This is a genomic window from Stieleria tagensis (assembly GCF_024129865.1).
GTDB classification, from domain to species: Bacteria; Planctomycetota; Planctomycetia; order Pirellulales; family Pirellulaceae; genus Stieleria; species Stieleria tagensis.
Map to the genome: position 1 here is coordinate 18,491 of NZ_JAMYFE010000049.1, position 19,050 is coordinate 37,540.

Here is a 19,050-nt window from a genome sequence, read left to right on the forward strand (position 1 = left end):
GTGCTTGGTGGCGGATCGTCGAGGGATCCGACTGCGGATGGGCGCTAAGCGTTCGGATCCATTCAGATAGCGTGCGTGTCGAGCGCGACGGAAATTGGATGTCGAATGGCAGTGGGGAACAGGCGAGATAACGATGTCGTGTTCATCTGTATCGTCCCCGTCAATCAGCGGTGCTGAGAGCAGTTGGTAGAGCAGTGCAAGCGTGCACAACGTCCAAAGAATTAACAGTGACATCATCGAGGATCTGCTACGAAAGTCATTCGCCTTGCTTCGTCAACGCGTCTCGATCCTTGAGACCCACGAGTTATATCGGCAGGCATCACCGCAGACCGACACGAGAATCGAATTCGACGAAAATTTTGTGAAAAGGCGTGTGCCCGCCAACTTGATCTTCGGCTTAGACGGAGCTCGCATTCGAGATGAGCATCTCACTCGAGTCGGATGCTGCAGTCTTTCCCAACCCGACGCGTCAGCGAGGGATTTGGGGTGTTGGCGGGATCCCTCGCTGACGCGTCGGGTTACCAAAAACCCATGCCCCACGCGAAAGCGCTGGCTTCAAAACTGACGCGTCGGGGTACGACCAGTGTGCAACTTTCAAAAAACTCGCGAGACGGTTTTGCAGGCCAGCACAGCCCGAGCGACTGCAGGGGGTGGTGGCAAACCCACTCGCTAGCATGCGTGCCAGTTTTTTGGGGCGTTCATTGACGCATGGCATCCGCCGCTAGTCTTGATAAATGGTCCGCACCATGGGCAGGACTCCCTTGGTCAGGATCACTGCGATACCTGACAGGGCTGCAAGTGAGAGGATTGTCATTGCGCTGAATTTCAGTGCACGGCGACGAAACGATTGCTTGGCATTCTTTTTCAAAAATCGCTCGGTCAATGCGAGTTCCAGCGATTCAACTTTGTCGTCCGATCCTGCTTGAACAACCGCCACATTTTGTTCACTGGTGTTCGTGCGTGCTGTTTCGATGTCGTCGTCGGATATCGTGGTCGCCAGGGGTTCGAACGATTTGATGGGACGAGCGGATTTAACGAGGTGATCGATGTCCGATTCTTCGCTTCCCGTGATCCACAGATGCACGCCTCCAAGGACGACCGAAGGGTCACCCGGACGAACGTGCCGGATAATTGGCGTTTCCTCGCTCAAATGTTCTGGGTGTAAATCGATCAACCAAACGTCTTCGCCGAAACAAACCACGCCGTGGTCACAGCGGTGTAGATGAGCGCGATGAAGGCGAATCAGGCTGGGATGGTCTTCGCCCAAAATGGAAATGTTTCGATTCAGCGACTTTTGCTTTGGGCCGCTTCCCCAGTCCAAGACCAAATCGGCGTCGGGGTCTGCAATTTCGGGCACCGGCGACGTTCCAAGTTGTTGTTCGACATCGAGTGGTGCATCCACCGGTTCGATCAGGTCGCTTTCAAACTCAACGACATCGGTGTCTGGCGAGTCGTCTTTCAGGAAGAACTGGAGTCGAGTCTTGCCCACCAGCAGCACATGGTTTTTGCTGATGCGGCCCCAGATGGGAAATGCGAGTGGGCAGGTCGGCCAAGCCTCGATGCGGTCATAGTGGATCACAACCAAATAGACGACGGAGGGAAGTCTGGAGTCTTCGATCTGGATGTCGCAGCGCGGATGTGATCCGACCATTGCGAAGGGTTTCTTCAGATCGACCCAACGCTCCCCCCGTTTGGTGCGTATTCGGGCGCCCCATCGATTTGCCGGCCAGAGTTGCATCGTCAATGAAGTCGTTTTTCAAGAGCGAGTGGGAACGGAGGTCTAAATTGCTGAAAATGGAGTGGCTGAAATGCGCTCGGCTGACGCGGACTAAGCAGAGAGAATTGAATCAATTTCACCGGCCGATGCGGGTTTTGGACCTCGACTTCGCATAAGCGAGTTGTTGACGTCGGATCGCACCAGTCTATTCTTTTGTCGTCGGGGGGTGAGGTGAACATAACCGCCCTTGTGTGGTAGATGTTGATTTGGGGTGGCGGACATCCGCAATTGAGCAAGAATTGTGTCGTAGTGGTTTGGCCAAAAAGTACGTTTCAGGCAGATTTCAATGGGCCGATCAAAACAAGACCGGACGTCCAAAACGCGATCGCGCAAGTCCCAGTCGCGTGTTCCTGGCGTCGATCGGAGTAGTGATTCGCCGGCGGCTGGCGGAAAGCAGGGGCGATCTGGCAGCGGCGGATCTGGCAGCGATGGGCGCTCGGGCGGTTGGATCACCAGCTGGCTGGGTTCGGAGCCGTTGGTGGCGTTCCCAAGTCCCGCGAAATGGCCGGCTCGCTATTGGCAGGTTTTAGCGGTGCTGCTGGCGGTGTTTCTGTTCAGTTACTGGCCGACACTCCGCTGGATGGCGGACGCTTGGATCAACGAACCAGATTATTCCCACGGTTGGGGGGTGCCGCTGTTGGCGGTGATGATCTGTTACTACCGCAGCGAGTTGTTTCCCGGAGCGGCCCGTGACGTTTCTTGGGGCGGGTTGTCATTGATCGTTGTCGCCATCGTGATGCGAATTCTGGGGCGATTCGCCTACTTTGATTTTTTCGACGGCTGGTCGATGCTGCCAATGATCGCGGGTGCGGTTTGGTGTTTGCTGGGAATCCGTGCCGCTTGGTGGGCTTTGCCGGCGATCGGGTTTCTGATGTTTGCCGTGCCAATGCCCTATCAGATGGAGAGCATGCTGAGCTGGAAATTACAGGGCGTGGCGACTGAGTTGAGCACGATTTTCTTGCGGGTTCTTGGCCAACCGGCGGTTTCCGAAGGTCACGTGATTTGGATCGGTTCAGAACGAATGGGGGTCGAAGAAGCCTGTTCGGGACTGCGGATTTTTGTCGGGATGGCTGCCTTTGCGTACTATTGGGCCGCCATCAACTTGCGTGGCTGGTCTGACAAGCTCGTGATTTTGGCGTCCGCGATACCGGCCGCGATTTTGGTCAACGCATTGCGAATCACAGTGATCGGACTCGCGTACAGTTGGACCGATAACGAGTCGGCGCGTCGATGGGCACACGATATCTCTGGGATTTTGATGATTTTTGCATCCTTTGCGATGATGTGGGGCGTAAATGCCTACTGGCAAAATCTGTTCGCACCGGTCAGGAAATTGACGGCCAAAGAAATGATGCGGGAATCCGACAGGGTTTCCGCTAATTCTCTTTAGCGGCCTGATGGACTCCCTCCTCGAAGCTAGGTATGATTAGCCCTGTGGAATTTAATGTGAATGATGAGGCCAACGCCTTGGGCGTGCCGTTCGTATTGCATGATGCTTGTCGTGCTGAATTGCAGGGCTGCAACTGAGAATGCGGTTTTGACGGATGTGCCGCATGTCATTGGGTTGGGCGAGAACGGCAAGCATGCCTGATCGTCGGTAGGCCGATGCAAGACGCCGTATGTTTGCCTCAACGGATTTTCTAATCCAGAAATTCAAGTTAGTTCAAGTTCCATGAATCATTCCGAAATTAGCCAACACACCGTCATGCGTGCTCAGCCGCAGGCAGAGTCAAAGTCGTTCGATCCCTGGTTGGTTTGGGTCACGGTTCGTCGCTGTTGGTATTGGGCAATTCCTGTCGGATTGGTGCTCGCCTGTGTCGCTGGATTCGGCGTGCTCAGCACCTTCGAGCCGCGTTACCGAGCCAGCCACCTGATCGAAGCCAACGAGGATTTCATCCTCCACAAAGGCGTGATGCCCACAGTCGAGGATTTGGCGCGCACGGAAAAGCCGCTGTTGATGAACGAAGTCGTGTTGGGGCCAGTGTTGAGTGACCCGGCACTGCGATCGGCACCCAGTTTGAAAGATCCAGAACAAGCCGAGCGAAACATTCGCAAGAACCTGTCGATTGCCACCGCCGGTTCGCGATCGCGTATGACGGTTTCATACGAGGACTCTGATCGCGAATACGCCGCCAAGGTTTGCAACGCGGTCGTCAGTGCCTACATGCGGCAGCGTTCGGATTTGGATCAAAAACGAGTCTCGATTTTGGAAGGTTTGCTGGAGCCGGAAATTGCATTTTGGCAGGGGCGGGTCAGAGAGGAAAAAGCGAACGTCAAAGATTGGTCGCTGAAGACCCGCGGTTACGATCCCAACAGCCCGGTCGGTGTGTCACGCAATCAAAACCAACTGTCGCTTCTAAACACCTATGAAAACGATTTAAACAATCTGCAAGTCGACCTGGTGCTGTTGGAGAAAAAGCTTGTCATTGAAGAGGGCGAAGCGGCTAGCGCAGGGGCGGATGTAGAAGCCGAGCAGCCACAGACCGCAGCGTTTGTTCCCCCAGCGATGGTCGTCACCCGAGATCCCATCACTGAATTCGATGTTGCTACGCTAGTGGAATCAGATCCCAAGATCGCTGAAATCCAGCAACGCATCGCTCGCTATGACCGTCAGATCGTAGCGATTGAAGATAATGGGATGATCGGAATTCGCCGTGCGGAGCACACCGACTATGTGAAATCGCGCGACGAACTGAAAGAGAAATTGGCGAGCATTAAACCCGAAGCGGAGCAGCGGGCCCGCGCCAAGCTTCAGGAGGCAATCGAAAAGAAATATCAATCCGATTTGAAGAACCGGCAGGCGACGATTGATTCGATGCGACTGGCATACGAAGAACAACAACGCGTTGAACGCCAAAACCGGGAATTGGAGAAAGTCCAGCAACGTAGCAGTGCCAATAACATGTTGCGAGATTTGATCGCTGAAAAGAAGCAGCGAATCGCAGTGATCCAAGGGCAATTGGATGAGGAGTTGGCAAAACAGAATCAGCTGATTGGAAATTCGTCAGGGTTGCAGTTTGCTCAGGATGACTTGCGACGCGCCGAGGAATTCTTGACAAAGCTCGAAGACCGTGTTGCGGCGATTCGAACCGAGCGCCGCCAAGTCAACGCGGTTCGGTCTGTTGCCCCGGCGACGCCGCCAAGTACGCCGGTCGAGGACATCCCCTACAAGAAACTATTGGGTGCCTCGGGAATTGCGTTTTTGATTCCGTTTGCACTCGGATTGCTGTGGGAAATGCGTACCAACCGAGTGACTGATAGTGTGGCGCTGGTTCAATCAAAAGGTCTCGCCCCGGTTGTCGGTGAATTGGCTCGTTCACCGAGTGCCTCCAGTGGGCGGCACTCACGCGGGCGCCGTGTTTTCCAAGAAAGTGTGGACACACTTCGCGCCAATCTTTTTCTCTCCAAAGGCACTCGGGATTCACGCTCCATCGCCATCGTCAGTTCGATGTCGGGCGAAGGCAAAAGCACGGCCGCATCACAACTGGCAATTTCGTTGGCGAAAGCCAGTGGGAAGACCGTGTTGCTGATTGACGCTGACATGCGCTGCCCCGACCAGCACGATCACTTCGGCATCAGTCTTGAACCCGGACTCAGTGGTGTTCTGACTCAGACGGCATCATTGGACGAGGCGATTCGCACAGACTTGGGCGATTTAGTGCATGTCATGCCGGCCGGACGATTGAAAGCCAGTCCGCACCGCTTGATGACACCGGAATCGATGAAAGATTTGGTCAATCAAGCGCTGGAGCGGTATGCATTTGTGATCTTTGACACCGCGCCTGTCTTGTCAGCCGGAGAGACCCTGTCGGTAGCATCCGCTGTCGACACAACATTGGTCTGTGCGATGCGTGATGTGACACGAATGGATAGCGTCGTGCGGACGACACATCGATTGGAATCGGCCGGAGCCAACGTGGCGGGCACGATTTTTAGTGGGGTGACGCCCCGCCAATACGCTTATCGCTACGGCGACTACAACTACTCCAATTTTGCCCAGCTTCCCGGTGGGAATGGGTGACCGAACGAATGCTTCATCCAGATTTGAATTTAGGGTCGACATTTCGTGGCGTAAGCTTCCAGCTTGCGATTCACCCGATGTGGTGATTGCAAGCTGGAAGCTTGCCCCACTTTTGAATCTGGATGCAGCACTGGTTGCATTTAAAACTGTACGGCGGGCCGCTTGGATGCCTGCTCTTTCGATTCCCGAATTCGCCGCGTAGAAACGAATGCCGTCCTCCTCTCAACCGACCGACCAGATCAACGATCACGTTGACGACCCGGACGTTGCTGATTCAGTTTCGCGTCACGATGATTCGGTTGAATCTCGAGAGCCGATTCGGGGGCAAGCTGTATCTGCTTTTCACGCCAAGAAATTGAAAGAACGGCGGGAAGAATGGCAGATCAACGGTCGCTTGGTGGCGATCACTTGCGTCGTACTGGTTGCCGTGTTGGGCCTAGGTGCGGCATCGTATTTTTATCATTCCTCATCGGCAATCGAAACATTCCGAGCTCGAGCAAACGATGCCGCAGCAGCGGGTGACGCGAAGGAACAAGTCCGTTGGTGGTCGCGTTATCTGATGATGGCGCCGGGTGATCCCGATGCGATCATGGCGGTTGCGCACGCCGCCGACCAAGTCGCCGAGGAGGCTTCGGCGGCAGGGTCGTATCCTGCGATCAACGATGCACGACGCCGACTGTCGCAGTCACTCGCTGAATTGGGGCAAGGTCACGAGCAAGAACAATCTGACTTGCGTCGACGTTTGATTCGCCGCCTCCTGCAATTGGGCGGCGCCTGGTATCGCGAAGCGGAACAGCAGGTGGTTGCGTTGGCAGCACCGGATGACGATCGATTCGCTAGTAAAGCGCTGGCGCTCGCACTGTACGGCCAAGTTCAATCCGGGATATATGACGACCGTTCCGCAGTGATCGTCGGGGAAACCGATGGTTTTTGGGGGTGGCTGGCCCAACAACCGCCCGGTGTGGTGCTCAATCGGGCGGTCCAGCTTAGCCCCGATGATTTGGAACTTGATTCAGAATTTCTGACCTTGGCCAGATCGAATCCAACACTCTTCGTCCGCGCCGACGACAAGCGTTCTCGGTCCACTTCGGAGCTTTACAATCAAATTCTGGACCGGTTAACGGACTGGACGCAACAAGTCGGCGTGGTTCTCAAACGCTTGCGGGCCGATGATTCAGGCCGATCGATTTTGATTCAATACGCCTATGGGGCTGCCGACAAAGACCCCGTCCAACGCCAGCAAGCTCAGCGGTTCTTATTGCAATCGGCCCCCTTGGCCCAGCAGCGGTTGCGAACAGATTCTGCCGATGCGAAAGACGACGAGCAAGAGTCTGCAACGGTGCAGATAGATGCCGGGTCCATGGATGCCGAGTCCAGTGCCGACCAAATAACCGCATCTGAACTTTCTCTCTACCAAGGTTTGTCGCCTGAATTCTGGGATTACCAGTGCTTGCTCGAAGCGGCAAGAATTTCAGTTGCTCAAATATTGGGGCAAGCCGGTGGCAACGTGGTTGCCCAGAATGGTTCCGAAACTGCGGCCACGAAAGGATCCGATGGGAGTCTGCCGCAGGTTAGCCCCGCGCAGACCGAGCAATGGTTCCAAACCCTGATCGCGGCATCCGTGCCAGACGTCCGTCCAGGAATGCGTGAAAATACTTATCTGTACGCTGGTTCGGCCGCAGATGCCGCTGGCGACCTGGATCGTGCGGTTGAAATCTGGCGTCAGGGGTTAAAGGAAGTCAGTACCGATAGTTTAGAACTTCGCGGTGCGGTTGCCGGACGGTTAGCTGCAACGGCAAAAACCGATTCTGAATTAGCGACCGCAAAAAAGGAACTGGATCTATTTGATGTTGCCATCCAAGCCGAGTCGCGGCGGTTGTTGGAAGCCACCAGTGGCGAATTCAGCGAAGGCCAGCGGAATCAGTTTGGCAGGGCGATCGAGCTGGCACGGTGGCGAGCCTCCGTGGCACGTGCCCGTTTGCTTACCAGTGAAGGCGGTGGGGCGCAGGTGAAAGGCGAAGTGATTGCATTGCTGCAATCGGCGCTGAATAGCAATGCGGACGTCCGGCCAGTCGAACGTGCCCAGTTGGCGATCACGCTGGCAGGCATCTATCAGGAACTTGGTGTATGGGATCAATCCGCCAACGCATTATCCGTTGCCACTGAACTACTACCCGGCGACGAATCCCTGCACGCAGCGGCTGCCGAGGCCTGGTCGCGAGCCGGCCACCAAGTTCGGGCTGCCGAAGAATGGAGATTGGCTGCGAATTCGACGTCGTTGCCGACACGGATTCGTGCCATCGAAGCTGAATTTAATAATCAGCTCAGTGGGCAGCCCGCGATGCGTGATTTGAGCGGTCTCCGCTCTCGAATCACCGCGTTGCGCAGCAAGCTCGATAACCCAAGCGATCCCGATACCCAGAAGATTCAGGATGAAACCCTCGCCGACCTTCGTGCCAGATTGCAAATCGTTGAATTGATGTTGCCATCTGCCGGTGAACTGCTGGAGCAACACCTGAAGTCGCCGGAACTTGCTGAATCAGCCGATGAATTGGCTAACGCAAATCCCAGCAGCGCCGTCTTGCAGGCCTATGCCGCCGAACGTCTGGCTGTGGCTGGGCTCGCAGAAAAATCCGAGCGGCGATTGGCTGTACTGAAGTCAATTCAGGGGGAGGATTCGACAAACTATGCGATCGCCCAAGCCCGGGTGGACGCACTCTTGGGGCAGCCCTTGGAATCGGCCAAACGATTGGCCGAACTGGCGAAGAACAACGTGGACGACGCGGCGCAGTTGAGTCGTTTGGCAGCCAATTATGCCCTTGGCGGCAGCGATAGTCAGCTGGCCTATGACGTGTTGAAACACATCCCCAAGGTCGATCGGTCGCCACAGGATTTGTATCAGTTGTACCGTCTTGCCAATTTGTCGGAGGACAATTTACAGCAGGAGGCAAAGACATGGTTCGACGATTTGAAAAAGTTGGAGGGAGACCAGGGGACGTTCTGGCGATACATTGAAATTGAAAACTCAATTGATGAACTAGCGAAAGACAGCGACAAATTAGAACGCGATGATCCGCGCATTGCACGTGTTCGTGCATCAATCGATCAGTTGACGGCAATGCGTCCCCGGTGGGGTCAGGCGATCACACTGCGCGCACGGCTACTGGATCTGTCAGGCCAGCACGAACGTGCACTCGAGCAGGTTCGGACGGGCATTGCGGCCGGTGATTCCTCCATCGCTGCACGCCAGCTGTTACTTCGCCAGCTTGTCGCGCTCGACCGGCAGCTCGAAGCCGAGGAAGAATTGAAGCGGTTGGCAATGTCAACTAGCAGTGTCGTTGACGCTTACTCGCAAAACGAAATTCAGTCCGCTTTTCGACGTGGCGATTTGATGTTGGGGGTCGAGGCGGCTCGCAAGAGCGCTCAAGCGAGTCCGGATGATCTGACAGCCCAGCTCGTGTTTGCCCGCGTCGCATCGCAAGCCGTGCTGTTGGACCAACAATCTTCTTCATCGTCCAAAAGTCGCGCCACTTTGACGCCCAACGCACGACGTGAGCTGATCGATGAAGCTCGGCAGACGGTTGAAAATGCCGAACGTCTTGCTCAGGAAAACGAGTTTGCGTTGGCTGCGATTCGATTGGAATTGGAACTTCGCCACGGATCGCCCGAAAGTGTGGATGCCGAATTACAGCGGCTTGAATCCAGTCAGGTTGAAAAGTATCAGCAGCTCTTGCTGCGAGCCGAAGTTCAGCGATCGCGTGGAGAAATCGATCAGGCAATTCAAGATTTGCAAGAATCAAACCGGTTGCATCCAGCGGTCGACACCCAGTTACGCCTCGCAAGATTGTATCAGTCGCGAGGGGAATCTAAGGGGTTGGTTCAATCGTTGCAGGACGCGCTGAAATTGCGTCCCGGTGATTCCGTCATCCGAAATGATTTGGCTCGTGCCCTGCTTGTCCATCAAGGCGATACAGTCCAGTGGGACCAAATCGAAGCGTTGCTTTCTAGCGGTGCGGAAGTCACTCCCGCTAATCGGTTGATGTATGCGACCATGCTCGCGGCCAAAGGCAGCGAAGAACAGCAGTTAACGGCCATGGAAATGTTGCGGGAAATCGTGGCGGAAAAGAATGCGGAAAGCAACGATGCCTCGGTTGTACTCGCTGCCTTGTTCATCAAACTCTCTGACCAATACGCCAAAGAGGGGCGGTTTGCTGAGAAGCAGGAAAGCTATCTGTCCGAAGCACGCGAGATCTATCAACGATTGGCTCGGGCGCGTCCGCCTCGCGAAAACGATTTGTACCGCTATGGTGTGTTTCTGCTGCAGCATGGGACCGAGAAAGACTTGGCCGTTGTGAAAACTCTCTCCGAGGACCTCGCTGTAATGCCGGGTGGGATGTTGCAATCGCTGGAACTAGGGTTGATTGACCATCAGCGACGTGGGAACTCGGATGAAACGCCTGAGTGGGTCTCAAATTGGGTCGAGGCCGCAAAGACCACTCAAGACCGTCGCCAACTTGGTGCCGTCGAAACGGCTGCGGGTTCCGCTTTGATGAAATTGGGGTTCACGCAGCAAGCACTCGAGTGGTTCGACAAGGCTTATCAAGCTAACTCGGATTCGCTCACGAACTATGTGGTGGCCCTGTCCAATGCCGGCGAGCACCGTCGTGCGGCGGAGTTGTGTGCTGATCACTTTGACCAGAATGGGGACGCCCGCTCAGCGATGCTTCTGGTGGAATCTTTGTTGGCCGAGGGCTCTGGTGAAGTTGATCCGCGTTATTCCAAGATGTTGAAACGAGCTACAGCGGACTATCCGCGGGATGCTGCGTTGCTCGAGAGTGTTGCGACCTGGGCAATGCAGCGCGGTCGGACTAGAGATGCGATCTCCTTGTACCGCCAAGTGTTGGCGATGGATTCGCTGCGCGTTCGGACTTTGAACAATTTGGCGATGGCATACGCTCAGATCCCGGAACTGGCGGCCGAAGGAATTGAGCCGATTGATCGCGCCATCAAATTGACAAAGCGGAATCCCGAATTACTGGACACTAAGGGCGCGGTGCTGATGAGTGCCCGTCGCTATCGTGAGGCGATCGATGTTTTTGACGAAGCGATCGCGATTATTCCCGATCCCCGCTACAAGTTCCACAAAATCCTAGCGCTGTTGGCCTTGAAACAAACCTCCGACGCGCATCAATTGTGGCAGTCGATTGAGGCAGATGAATTGGACGTCAATGGGCTGACAGAGGAAGAACGCGAGTTGTTCAATCGAATGAAGCAAGATTTTGATTCCGTCGCAAAAGATTTGACATAATCGTGCGGCTAGCCGCCACGCTTTACGCTGATACCTTTGAACCCCCACATACAAACAAATTTTCATCCGAATGATTCGCCTTCACTCCCGCCGTTTCGCTGTCGCCGCCTTGCTGGGGTTAACCCTGCTGTCTGGCGTGGTGCATGGCTATCTAGATGGCCGCTGGACCATTGGCACCGACAAACAGGCGGTCGGCGATCAATTGCATGATTTGCCCGAGACGCTGGGTGATTGGACATTGGTTGAATCTGGGAATTTAGAAGAAAACGCGCTCCAAATGCTGCGTTGTTACGGATCGTTTCTGAACGTCTATCGTCACAATGACACCAAGGCGTTGGTCAATGTTGCTGTGATGTACGGTCCCCGCGGGCCAATCGCGGTTCATACCCCGGAAGTCTGTTACAGCTCTCAGGGCACTGACCTAGTTCGTGAGCGGCGGGTTGAAACGATTTCAGTTGAAAATCAAGAAAATCGGTTCTGGTCGGTGGAATTTGTTAGGGACAATGACCCGAGTTCCGCGTTTGAGGTTTGGTATGGGTGGAGTGATGGCGGAAGCTGGGTTGCGGCCGAAAATCCAAGGTATTGGATGACGGACGATTTGTACAAAATCCAGCTGTCTGGTCCTGCTTCGAAAACTTCATTTTCTGCTTGCAAATCATTTTTGACCGCGTTGCTGCCTCATTTAGAGCAACACATCAAGTGAAGGATTTTACTGTGTTCGATTTCGAAGATTCTGACTCCGATAGCTCCATCATCACCGAATTGCCGGTGAATCTGGCCAGTCGTCGGCACGCTGGTCTCGCGCCGCAAATGGATGCTGCGATCAATCTGACTCCAGTGCGCTCGTCAAAAACTCGCTCGGTGATGGCGGCACGATCGCGTAACGCGGCTTACTTCGCAGTGAAGCATTTCTGTGAACGGGTTTTTGCTGCTGCTTTACTGGTTCTCTCGGCTCCTGTGATCATGTTGTTAATCGCGGTGGTGCGATTGACTTCCAAGGGACCGGGGGTCTATCGCCAAGAACGTGTTGGTCTGAATCGCAAAACATTTAACGTGTTAAAGCTGCGGACCATGTACCAAGACGCCGAGGCCGATGGTCAAGCCAAGTGGAGTCAAAAAGGCGATCCGCGGGTCACCCCCGTCGGACGGTTCTTGCGTCGTAGCCATTTGGACGAGTTACCGCAGTTGTGGAACGTCGTCGCTGGTGACATGTCGTTGACAGGCCCGCGTCCTGAACGTCCAGCGATCTGCGAAAAACTGGAGCGGTACATCGGTGGCTACTACAATCGCAACAGTGTCAAACCGGGTATCACCGGCTTGGCACAGATCAATCTCGAGCCCGACTGCACGTTGGACGATGTCCGCCGTAAACAACTGCTCGACATGCACTACGTCCGTAATGCCGGTCCCTGGCTAGACTGCCGAATGATCCTGGCAACGATGATGCGAGTGGTTGGGATTCGCGGACCGGCTGTCACCCGAGCCATGGGCCTGTGCCGAATGGATTTAATCGACGCTGCTGGGCTCAGTGCAAAGGATGGGCAAAACTCTCAGTCCATCCAGTCTCTCTCAGACCGCCCCACTCACACAGCGGTCGAAGAATTCGAGTCGTTGGTCGCGGTTCGAGCTAATCATCGTTTGCAAAAGACAGATGACAAGCGGAGCGGACGTTTAGGCGGTCGTAGCCGGCCCAGATAGACACTGCTGATCATTTGACAATCAATGCTGCGCCAGCCTCGTGTTGTGGTATGCAGATTGGTCAAGTGAAATGATAGGGCACCGTCTACTCTCATTATGCCGATGGCATTACGTTTGATGAACGAGCGATTCGTGAATGTCGTGGATCGCTCCGCGATCCAACGATGGTTTCCACTCGCTGGCGGGCGTCTCTAAATTCGTAATTGGTAGGTCGTTCCTGCCCGATCCAGTTGATAGGTTGAGTGTATCTGTGCCGTGGTCCTGCCGCGAGAATTAACGGTAGGGTATGATCGCCACACCATCTAATTGGGAGGTAGGCTGTCCACAAATGTGGAAATCGTGCTGCCGCTGGATGGTGAATTGTTCTTTTTCGTTGGCCGTTCACGGACTGTCACCGACGTGGACGAAGTCCGCGCCGATTCCCCTTTTGAACCTCTGCGGACGAGATTAACTGTCTGTGCTTTCCGGCAATATTCCCAACGCCCTGACCGTCGACGTCGAAGACTACTTCCAGGTTTCCGCGTTTGCCGATCGCGTCTGCCGCAAGGACTGGGACAAGTACGAATGCCGTGTGGAAGCAAACACGGACAAGATGCTATCGATCTTCGACAAACACAGCGTTCGAGGGACATTTTTTATCCTCGGTTGGGTCGCCGAACGCTACCCATCACTTGTCAAACGCATTGCCCACGCCGGACATGAAGTTGCCAGCCATGGCTACTGGCACCAATTGGTCTACGACCTGACACCAGAAGAATTCGCCAAGGACATTGCCGACAGTAAAGACGCGATTGCCAACGCCTGCGGCATCGACGTCGTCGCGTACCGAGCTCCCAGTTTCTCGATCGTCGATGATTCTCTTTGGGCACTCGACATCTTGGCCGAGTACGATTTCCGCATAGACAGCAGCATCTTCCCGATCGGCGGTCACGACCGCTATGGTGTCGTGGACGCTACCAAGGAAATCCACGATATCAAAACCAAGCACGGAACCATCCGCGAGTTTCCACCTAGCGCTTGGTCTCGAGGCCGAATCCATATCCCCATCGGCGGTGGCTATTTCCGACTGTTCCCTCTGAAGCTAACCTTGAAAGCCATTCAAGCGATCCGAAAAGAAGGGCGTCCCGCGATGTTTTATACCCACCCTTGGGAGTTCGATCCGAAACAGCCAAAGTTGGTTGCTTTGAAGCGGAGCGTGCGCTTTCGCCATTACGTGGGGTTAAACAAGACGGAGCGACGACTTGATCGCATGTTGGAATCATTTCATTTTGGAACGATGTCAGATGCGATGGGGCGTTCCGACTCTCATTCGTAGACTCGCGGTGTGACAGTAACCATTGACGTCTAGCCAATGACTGCTCCATTTCGAGTGATGTCGAGCAAGGGAGATGCATTTCCCATCAATTTGGGGGCGTCAAAGGCGCTCAGTGAAACCCTCTCTCTTTTGTTCAAAGGCTGTCGAAAATCTTCGATTTGGAAATGGTGTTTACTGGCGCAGTTTGAGCGGAGTGTTACGCAAATTGATTAAGGCAGTGAAGGCCTTTTGTCATTCTTTCAAAGATTGGGATTGGTCGGATCATGTTCATGTATTTTTGCGAATTGGTCACGCAGCTTCGATCGTGCAGGAGAACGAGCTTAGGCATTAGTTTCAGGGCCATTCTCCAATTTTTGAAAGCTCATGCAAAGATCTAGTCAAAATCCGTTTTTTTGCTTGATTGTTGGTGACAATCAACTTCTTGATGTAAATCATAGAGGCGGCATACTTTCATTGCGGATGCTCGGATCCCGCTACGTACGGCAAATTTGCAAACCATGAGTATCGTTTCCAGAGTCTGCAAGAATGTTGCATCAAGCTGGGTAGGGCTCGGTGTGCAGATTGTCGTTACGTTGCTTCTCACTCCGGTTGTGTTGGCGAACCTGGGTTTAGAAGCGTATGGTCTTTGGCTGCTGCTTCAGGGACTTGTTGGGTATTATGGTCTGGTTGACATGGGCTTGCGGGCAGGCGTCACGCAGTCAATCACGCACCGGATTGCGACCAATGACTACCGAGGAGTCCGTCGGCACATTGCCGCTGCGCGACCTATCCTGTGGAAGCTCTCAGCGGCCGTATTGGCTTTGTCTGTTGTCGCCAGTTTGGTGCTGCCGCGACTAATTGACACTGCACCGGATCTACAGTCCGCTTTCTTTCTAATCGTGATCATCCAGGGATTCGGGGTTGCAGTCCAACTTCCATTGATGCCTTACGCTGCAGTGTTGGTGGGATTGCAGCGTTATGACCTCGCCAACGGGATCGCAGTTTGCATCAAAATTGTTTATGCAATGTTGGCTTACATAACCTTGTTATTGGGCGGTGGGATTGTGGCACTGTCGGCCATTCTTGCGTTCACTAACTTGCTTGATAATTTGTGTCGTGTTCGTTTGGCATATCGGTTGGTGCCGGAACTGCGCGGAAGCGTGGATGGAGATTTGAGTGGGGAAGTCAGTGAATTATTTCAATTCGGTATATGGAATTTCTTAATCCAAATCGGACGTCGTTTAATTTACTACTCGGACACACTGGTGGTTGGGACCTTGTTTTCTGCTGCGGCGATCGCACCCTTCGGTATTGCTGGATCGCTCGTTGAGTATTGCAATTCATTGGTTAAAGCTTCTACGCGAGTTCTATATCCCACTATGGCCAGTTTGCATTTGAACGGCGAGAGGCGTCAGCAACTGGCTCTTTATTTATTCTCAACCCGGATTTGCTTGATTGTTTCGGCAGCGTTTCTGATCATCGGATATAGTCATTTACGGGCGTTTCTCTTGCTATGGCTCTCAGGTCCCCAAGACATCACGCCTGTCATTGAACATTCTCCACCGCTTTTTCTACTTATTGGAATTGCGTTCGCCTTTGTGAGCTTGCGTCGCCCAGGCACTCAGTTGCTATTGGCTGCAAAGAAGCTCAAGGAGCTTGCAACGGTTCAGTTCACTGAGGCAATCATTAATTTGATTCTGAGTTTGGGACTAGGGTGGTGGATTGGAGTCGAAGGAGTCGCTTTGGGAACGTTAATCCCAGCCGTTGGTCTAGGCGTGATATGGCACCTCGGTGCCCACGCCGATGTATTGGAGACAACACGTTTTCGGATTTTGGCTTCGATTGTTCCGGGGACCACGCTCTACTGCGTTGCATTGCTCGGTACCGCTTGGGGATTGGGGCATGCGTTTGGGCGTATTGATAGCTGGTTCGCGCTGTTCGGTTCGGCTACGGTCTACACGTTAACTGCCACCTTGCTGCTCCCACTTGGGTTTGAATCAAAGGAACGAAAGTCAGCATGGAGTGCTTTGATGCGACGATTCAATTCATCCAAAAAGGCCTCGGTGCCCGCGGCAGCTATGGATTCTAATGCCGGTGCGGGGAGCGAGTCATGAGCTATAGCGATCTCAAGTCTAGGCTGAAACGACGTTTGCGACGAAGGTTATTGCAACTCGGGAATACACGCCGCGTTCATATTTTTGGGGCCGCCCGTTCAGGGACGACGTTGATGCACTGTGCGATGGCCGCTTTTGAGCACACGTCGGTCCATTCGAAAGAATCCAACGTTCATCACCCTCGGTTAGGCCGCGTGATGAAGATTGGTTTGATGAACCGACTTCAGGGTGATGAGCACGTATACGTTACGAAACGAGGTTTCGGTTGGTATCAACAGGAATTGCTAGACCTGTTCTGTGAGGAAGCGTTGGCGGGTGGCTATGGGGTCATCTATATGGTCCGGGATCCTGCCGACGTTCTAACCAGTCGGCATCGTGGAGATTCAAGTACGCAGTATTATTTGTCACCAGATCGTTGGGTTGAAAGCGTTCGCGGCGGGGAACATCTGGTTAGTCAACTTGACGGTCGGGTCCCTTTTCTGACAATCCGATACGAGGATTTGGTCACTGATCCGGAAGCGACGCGGCAACAGATCGAATCCTGTTTTGACATGCAGCTTCGCTCAGAAGTAACATCGTGGTCTGATTTGGGCGAAAATGTAGACGCTGGAGCGTTGGGTGACTTGGCAACTGCGTTGCACTCCATTCGCAGTTTCGATGCTGATAGTATTGGGAAATGGAAACGGACCGAGAGCCTTGCTGACTACTGGGAAGGCTTGTTGTGTGGAGAATTTGGAGACGAGTTGCTCCAGTTTGGTCAGCGCTATCAATACGATTCGACGAAGATCGTCGCAGGTAGTTAATCGGGCTGTGTCGCAGAGTTATCGACCCGAAATAGACGGACTGCGCTGTATCGCTGTACTTGGTGTGCTTTTTTTTCACGGCGGCATCGGCTTTCCTGGGGGCTTTACAGGGGTCGATGTTTTCTTCGTGATTTCAGGATTTCTAATCGGGGGAAACATCGACCGCAGTCTACGAGCGGGCAACTTTTCGCTGTTCGAGTTTTGGTTCCGAAGAATCCGCCGCATTCTTCCCTCTTCGTTAGCCGTTGGTGCGGTAACGTTGGCGGCGGGCTACGCCTTGCTATTGCCGCAAGACCTTGCGGATCTCGCGAACTCCATGTTCGCTCAACTCTGCATGGTCTCGAACTTCTACTTTGCCGAAGCGGGGGACTATTTCGGTACACAGTCGGAAACTTGGCCACTGTTGCATACTTGGTCATTGTCCGTCGAAGAGCAGTTCTACATCGTGTTCCCGCTTCTGCTTTGGAAGTTTACTGGCGTCTGGCGTAGGCGTTTGTTGCTGACTGGATTTGTTGCTAGTTTTGCTCTGGCAGTGATTGCGGTGCATCAGTTTCCGCAGCAAACGTTCTATTTGTTGCCTACGCGAGCTTGGCAGTTACTTGCCGGAGCGCTGGCTTATGAATGGTTTCATTCAAAACCGCTTTCAAGTGGTAAAGCACGTTTGGCGTCACAATTTGGCGTTGTCGCTGTCGTCTTGCCGATGTTGTTATTGAGCGACGAAATACCTTTCCCGGGGTGGGCAGCGGTACCCAGTACACTCGGGGCCGCTTGCTTGTTGGTTGGTCTTCGTGAACACCGCGGTTGGATCTATCGTCTGCTTTCTTCGCGTTGGCCTGTCAAGTGCGGACAAGTTTCCTACTCACTCTACCTATGGCATTGGCCGCCGCTGGCTTTTGCCAATTACTTTTATCCATCGGGGCCTCCACTCTCCGTTCGATTTCTGGCGTTGACCGTCGGTGTAGTCTTAACGCTAATTGCTTATGCAGCGGTCGAAAAACCACTCCGGTTGAAGGGGCCGATTCATCAGGTTCGGCCGACGTTAGTTGCGACCTTTGTAGTCATCTTTGCGCTTTTGAGTTGGTCCTGGCTGACGTCCGTTTCGAAAGGATTCCCAAACCGTTTTGCAGACCTTTCTTTGCTGCAAAACGAGAGTGAAGAATTATCAGGCCAGTTTCAAACGCGTCATGCGGAGGATTTAACAGCTGAACGACTGCCCCAAATCGGTTCCGCTATTGCAGAGCCCAGTTTTCTGCTATGGGGCGATAGTCACACCTATTCGTTGGCCGCGGTGTTTGATGAGTTTGCGCGACGCTCAGGAGTGAGTGGTTTGGTTTGTGCACGCAACGCGACCGCACCTGTTGTTGACACCTGGCGTCCCCATTACCAGGGAAACTCGCTAGAGGCTATCACCTGGAATGATTCAGTTCGTAACTTAGTCAGTCAACAAGGCATCAAAAGGGTCTATTTGATTTGCCGCTGGGATGTCGCAGTCTTCGGTCGGCCGTCAGGAAAGATGGACACGCTGATCGCACCGGCAGGTAAATTCGGGACGGGGGTCGAGTCCTCGATGCAGACGCTACGAAGTGGATTGCAAAAAATGGTCGCCGATTTGAGTGCCGATGGGGTATCGGTCATCCTGATCGCACAGCCACTGACGCTGCAGTGTCATCCCAATCGGACCGCTGCGTTGTTTTCTCATTTCGATCGACAGTCGATGCTTGAAAACTCGGTGGCAACTGTGAATCGAACGCAGCGGGAACGCATCGCCGAAATGCTCCGTTCCCTTCGCAGCAATAGCGTCGCGATTATTGAACCGGATGACGGAGACCTCACATCAAACGGATTGATGGCAGTCAGCTTCGTCGCCGGCCAATCTCAGTACATGGACACCAACCACTTGACCCCTGCCGGTGCCAAGCGTTTGTACGGCGGGGCAATTGAACGAGAGATGGTTTTGTTAGGCAGTGAATCAACAATCGGTTCGAACGGTCCGCCGGAGACACGCTGAATGGAATCAATTCCTCTACTCATCGTT

The 19,050-nt window shown here is 53.8% G+C and carries 10 protein-coding genes; 9 read left to right on the forward strand and 1 reads right to left on the reverse strand.

Going from position 1 to position 19,050, the window contains the following annotated elements; genetic code table 11:
- Window positions 1-721: 721 nt before the first annotated feature.
- On the reverse strand, window positions 722-1,651 hold the full coding sequence (locus tag NHH03_RS12080; protein ID WP_253156377.1) for a hypothetical protein: 930 nt from the start codon (window positions 1,649-1,651) through the stop codon (window positions 722-724).
- 412 nt (window positions 1,652-2,063) lie between these two features.
- Between NHH03_RS12080 and NHH03_RS12085 the strand changes: the two genes are divergently transcribed.
- The 9 genes from NHH03_RS12085 (at window position 2,064) to NHH03_RS12125 (ending at window position 19,023) form a co-directional block, all read left to right on the forward strand.
- Window positions 2,064-3,167, forward strand: a complete 1,104-nt coding sequence (locus NHH03_RS12085) for an exosortase/archaeosortase family protein (protein WP_253156379.1) — start codon at window positions 2,064-2,066, stop codon at window positions 3,165-3,167.
- A 282-nt stretch (window positions 3,168-3,449) separates the two neighbouring features.
- A complete protein-coding gene (locus NHH03_RS12090) occupies window positions 3,450-5,798 on the forward strand; it encodes a polysaccharide biosynthesis tyrosine autokinase (RefSeq protein WP_253156381.1) in 2,349 nt (782 codons plus the stop codon).
- Between the two features lie 208 nt (window positions 5,799-6,006).
- A complete protein-coding gene (locus NHH03_RS12095) occupies window positions 6,007-11,106 on the forward strand; it encodes a hypothetical protein (RefSeq protein ID WP_253156383.1) in 5,100 nt (1,699 codons plus the stop codon).
- Between the two features lie 70 nt (window positions 11,107-11,176).
- Complete coding sequence (locus NHH03_RS12100; RefSeq protein WP_253156385.1) at window positions 11,177-11,809, forward strand: exosortase-associated EpsI family protein; 633 nt, start codon at window positions 11,177-11,179, stop codon at window positions 11,807-11,809.
- Between the two features lie 11 nt (window positions 11,810-11,820).
- Window positions 11,821-12,804 carry a sugar transferase gene (locus NHH03_RS12105; RefSeq protein ID WP_253156387.1) on the forward strand — a complete coding sequence of 328 codons (984 nt, stop codon included), beginning with the start codon at window positions 11,821-11,823 and terminating at the stop codon, window positions 12,802-12,804.
- A 457-nt stretch (window positions 12,805-13,261) separates the two neighbouring features.
- The gene (locus tag NHH03_RS12110; RefSeq protein ID WP_253156389.1) at window positions 13,262-14,119 is read left to right on the forward strand and encodes an XrtA system polysaccharide deacetylase; all 858 of its coding nucleotides are present in this window, start codon (window positions 13,262-13,264) and stop codon (window positions 14,117-14,119) included.
- 497 nt (window positions 14,120-14,616) lie between these two features.
- Window positions 14,617-16,212, forward strand: coding sequence for a lipopolysaccharide biosynthesis protein (locus NHH03_RS12115; RefSeq protein WP_253156391.1), 1,596 nt, complete (start codon window positions 14,617-14,619; stop codon window positions 16,210-16,212).
- A gap of 212 nt (window positions 16,213-16,424) precedes the next feature.
- Window positions 16,425-17,015: a sulfotransferase gene (locus NHH03_RS12120; RefSeq protein ID WP_253156393.1), complete on the forward strand. Its 591-nt coding sequence runs from the start codon at window positions 16,425-16,427 to the stop codon at window positions 17,013-17,015.
- Window positions 17,016-17,022: 7 nt separating this feature from the next.
- Window positions 17,023-19,023, forward strand: a complete 2,001-nt coding sequence (locus NHH03_RS12125; protein ID WP_315861450.1) for an acyltransferase family protein — start codon at window positions 17,023-17,025, stop codon at window positions 19,021-19,023.
- Window positions 19,024-19,050 lie beyond the last annotated feature (27 nt).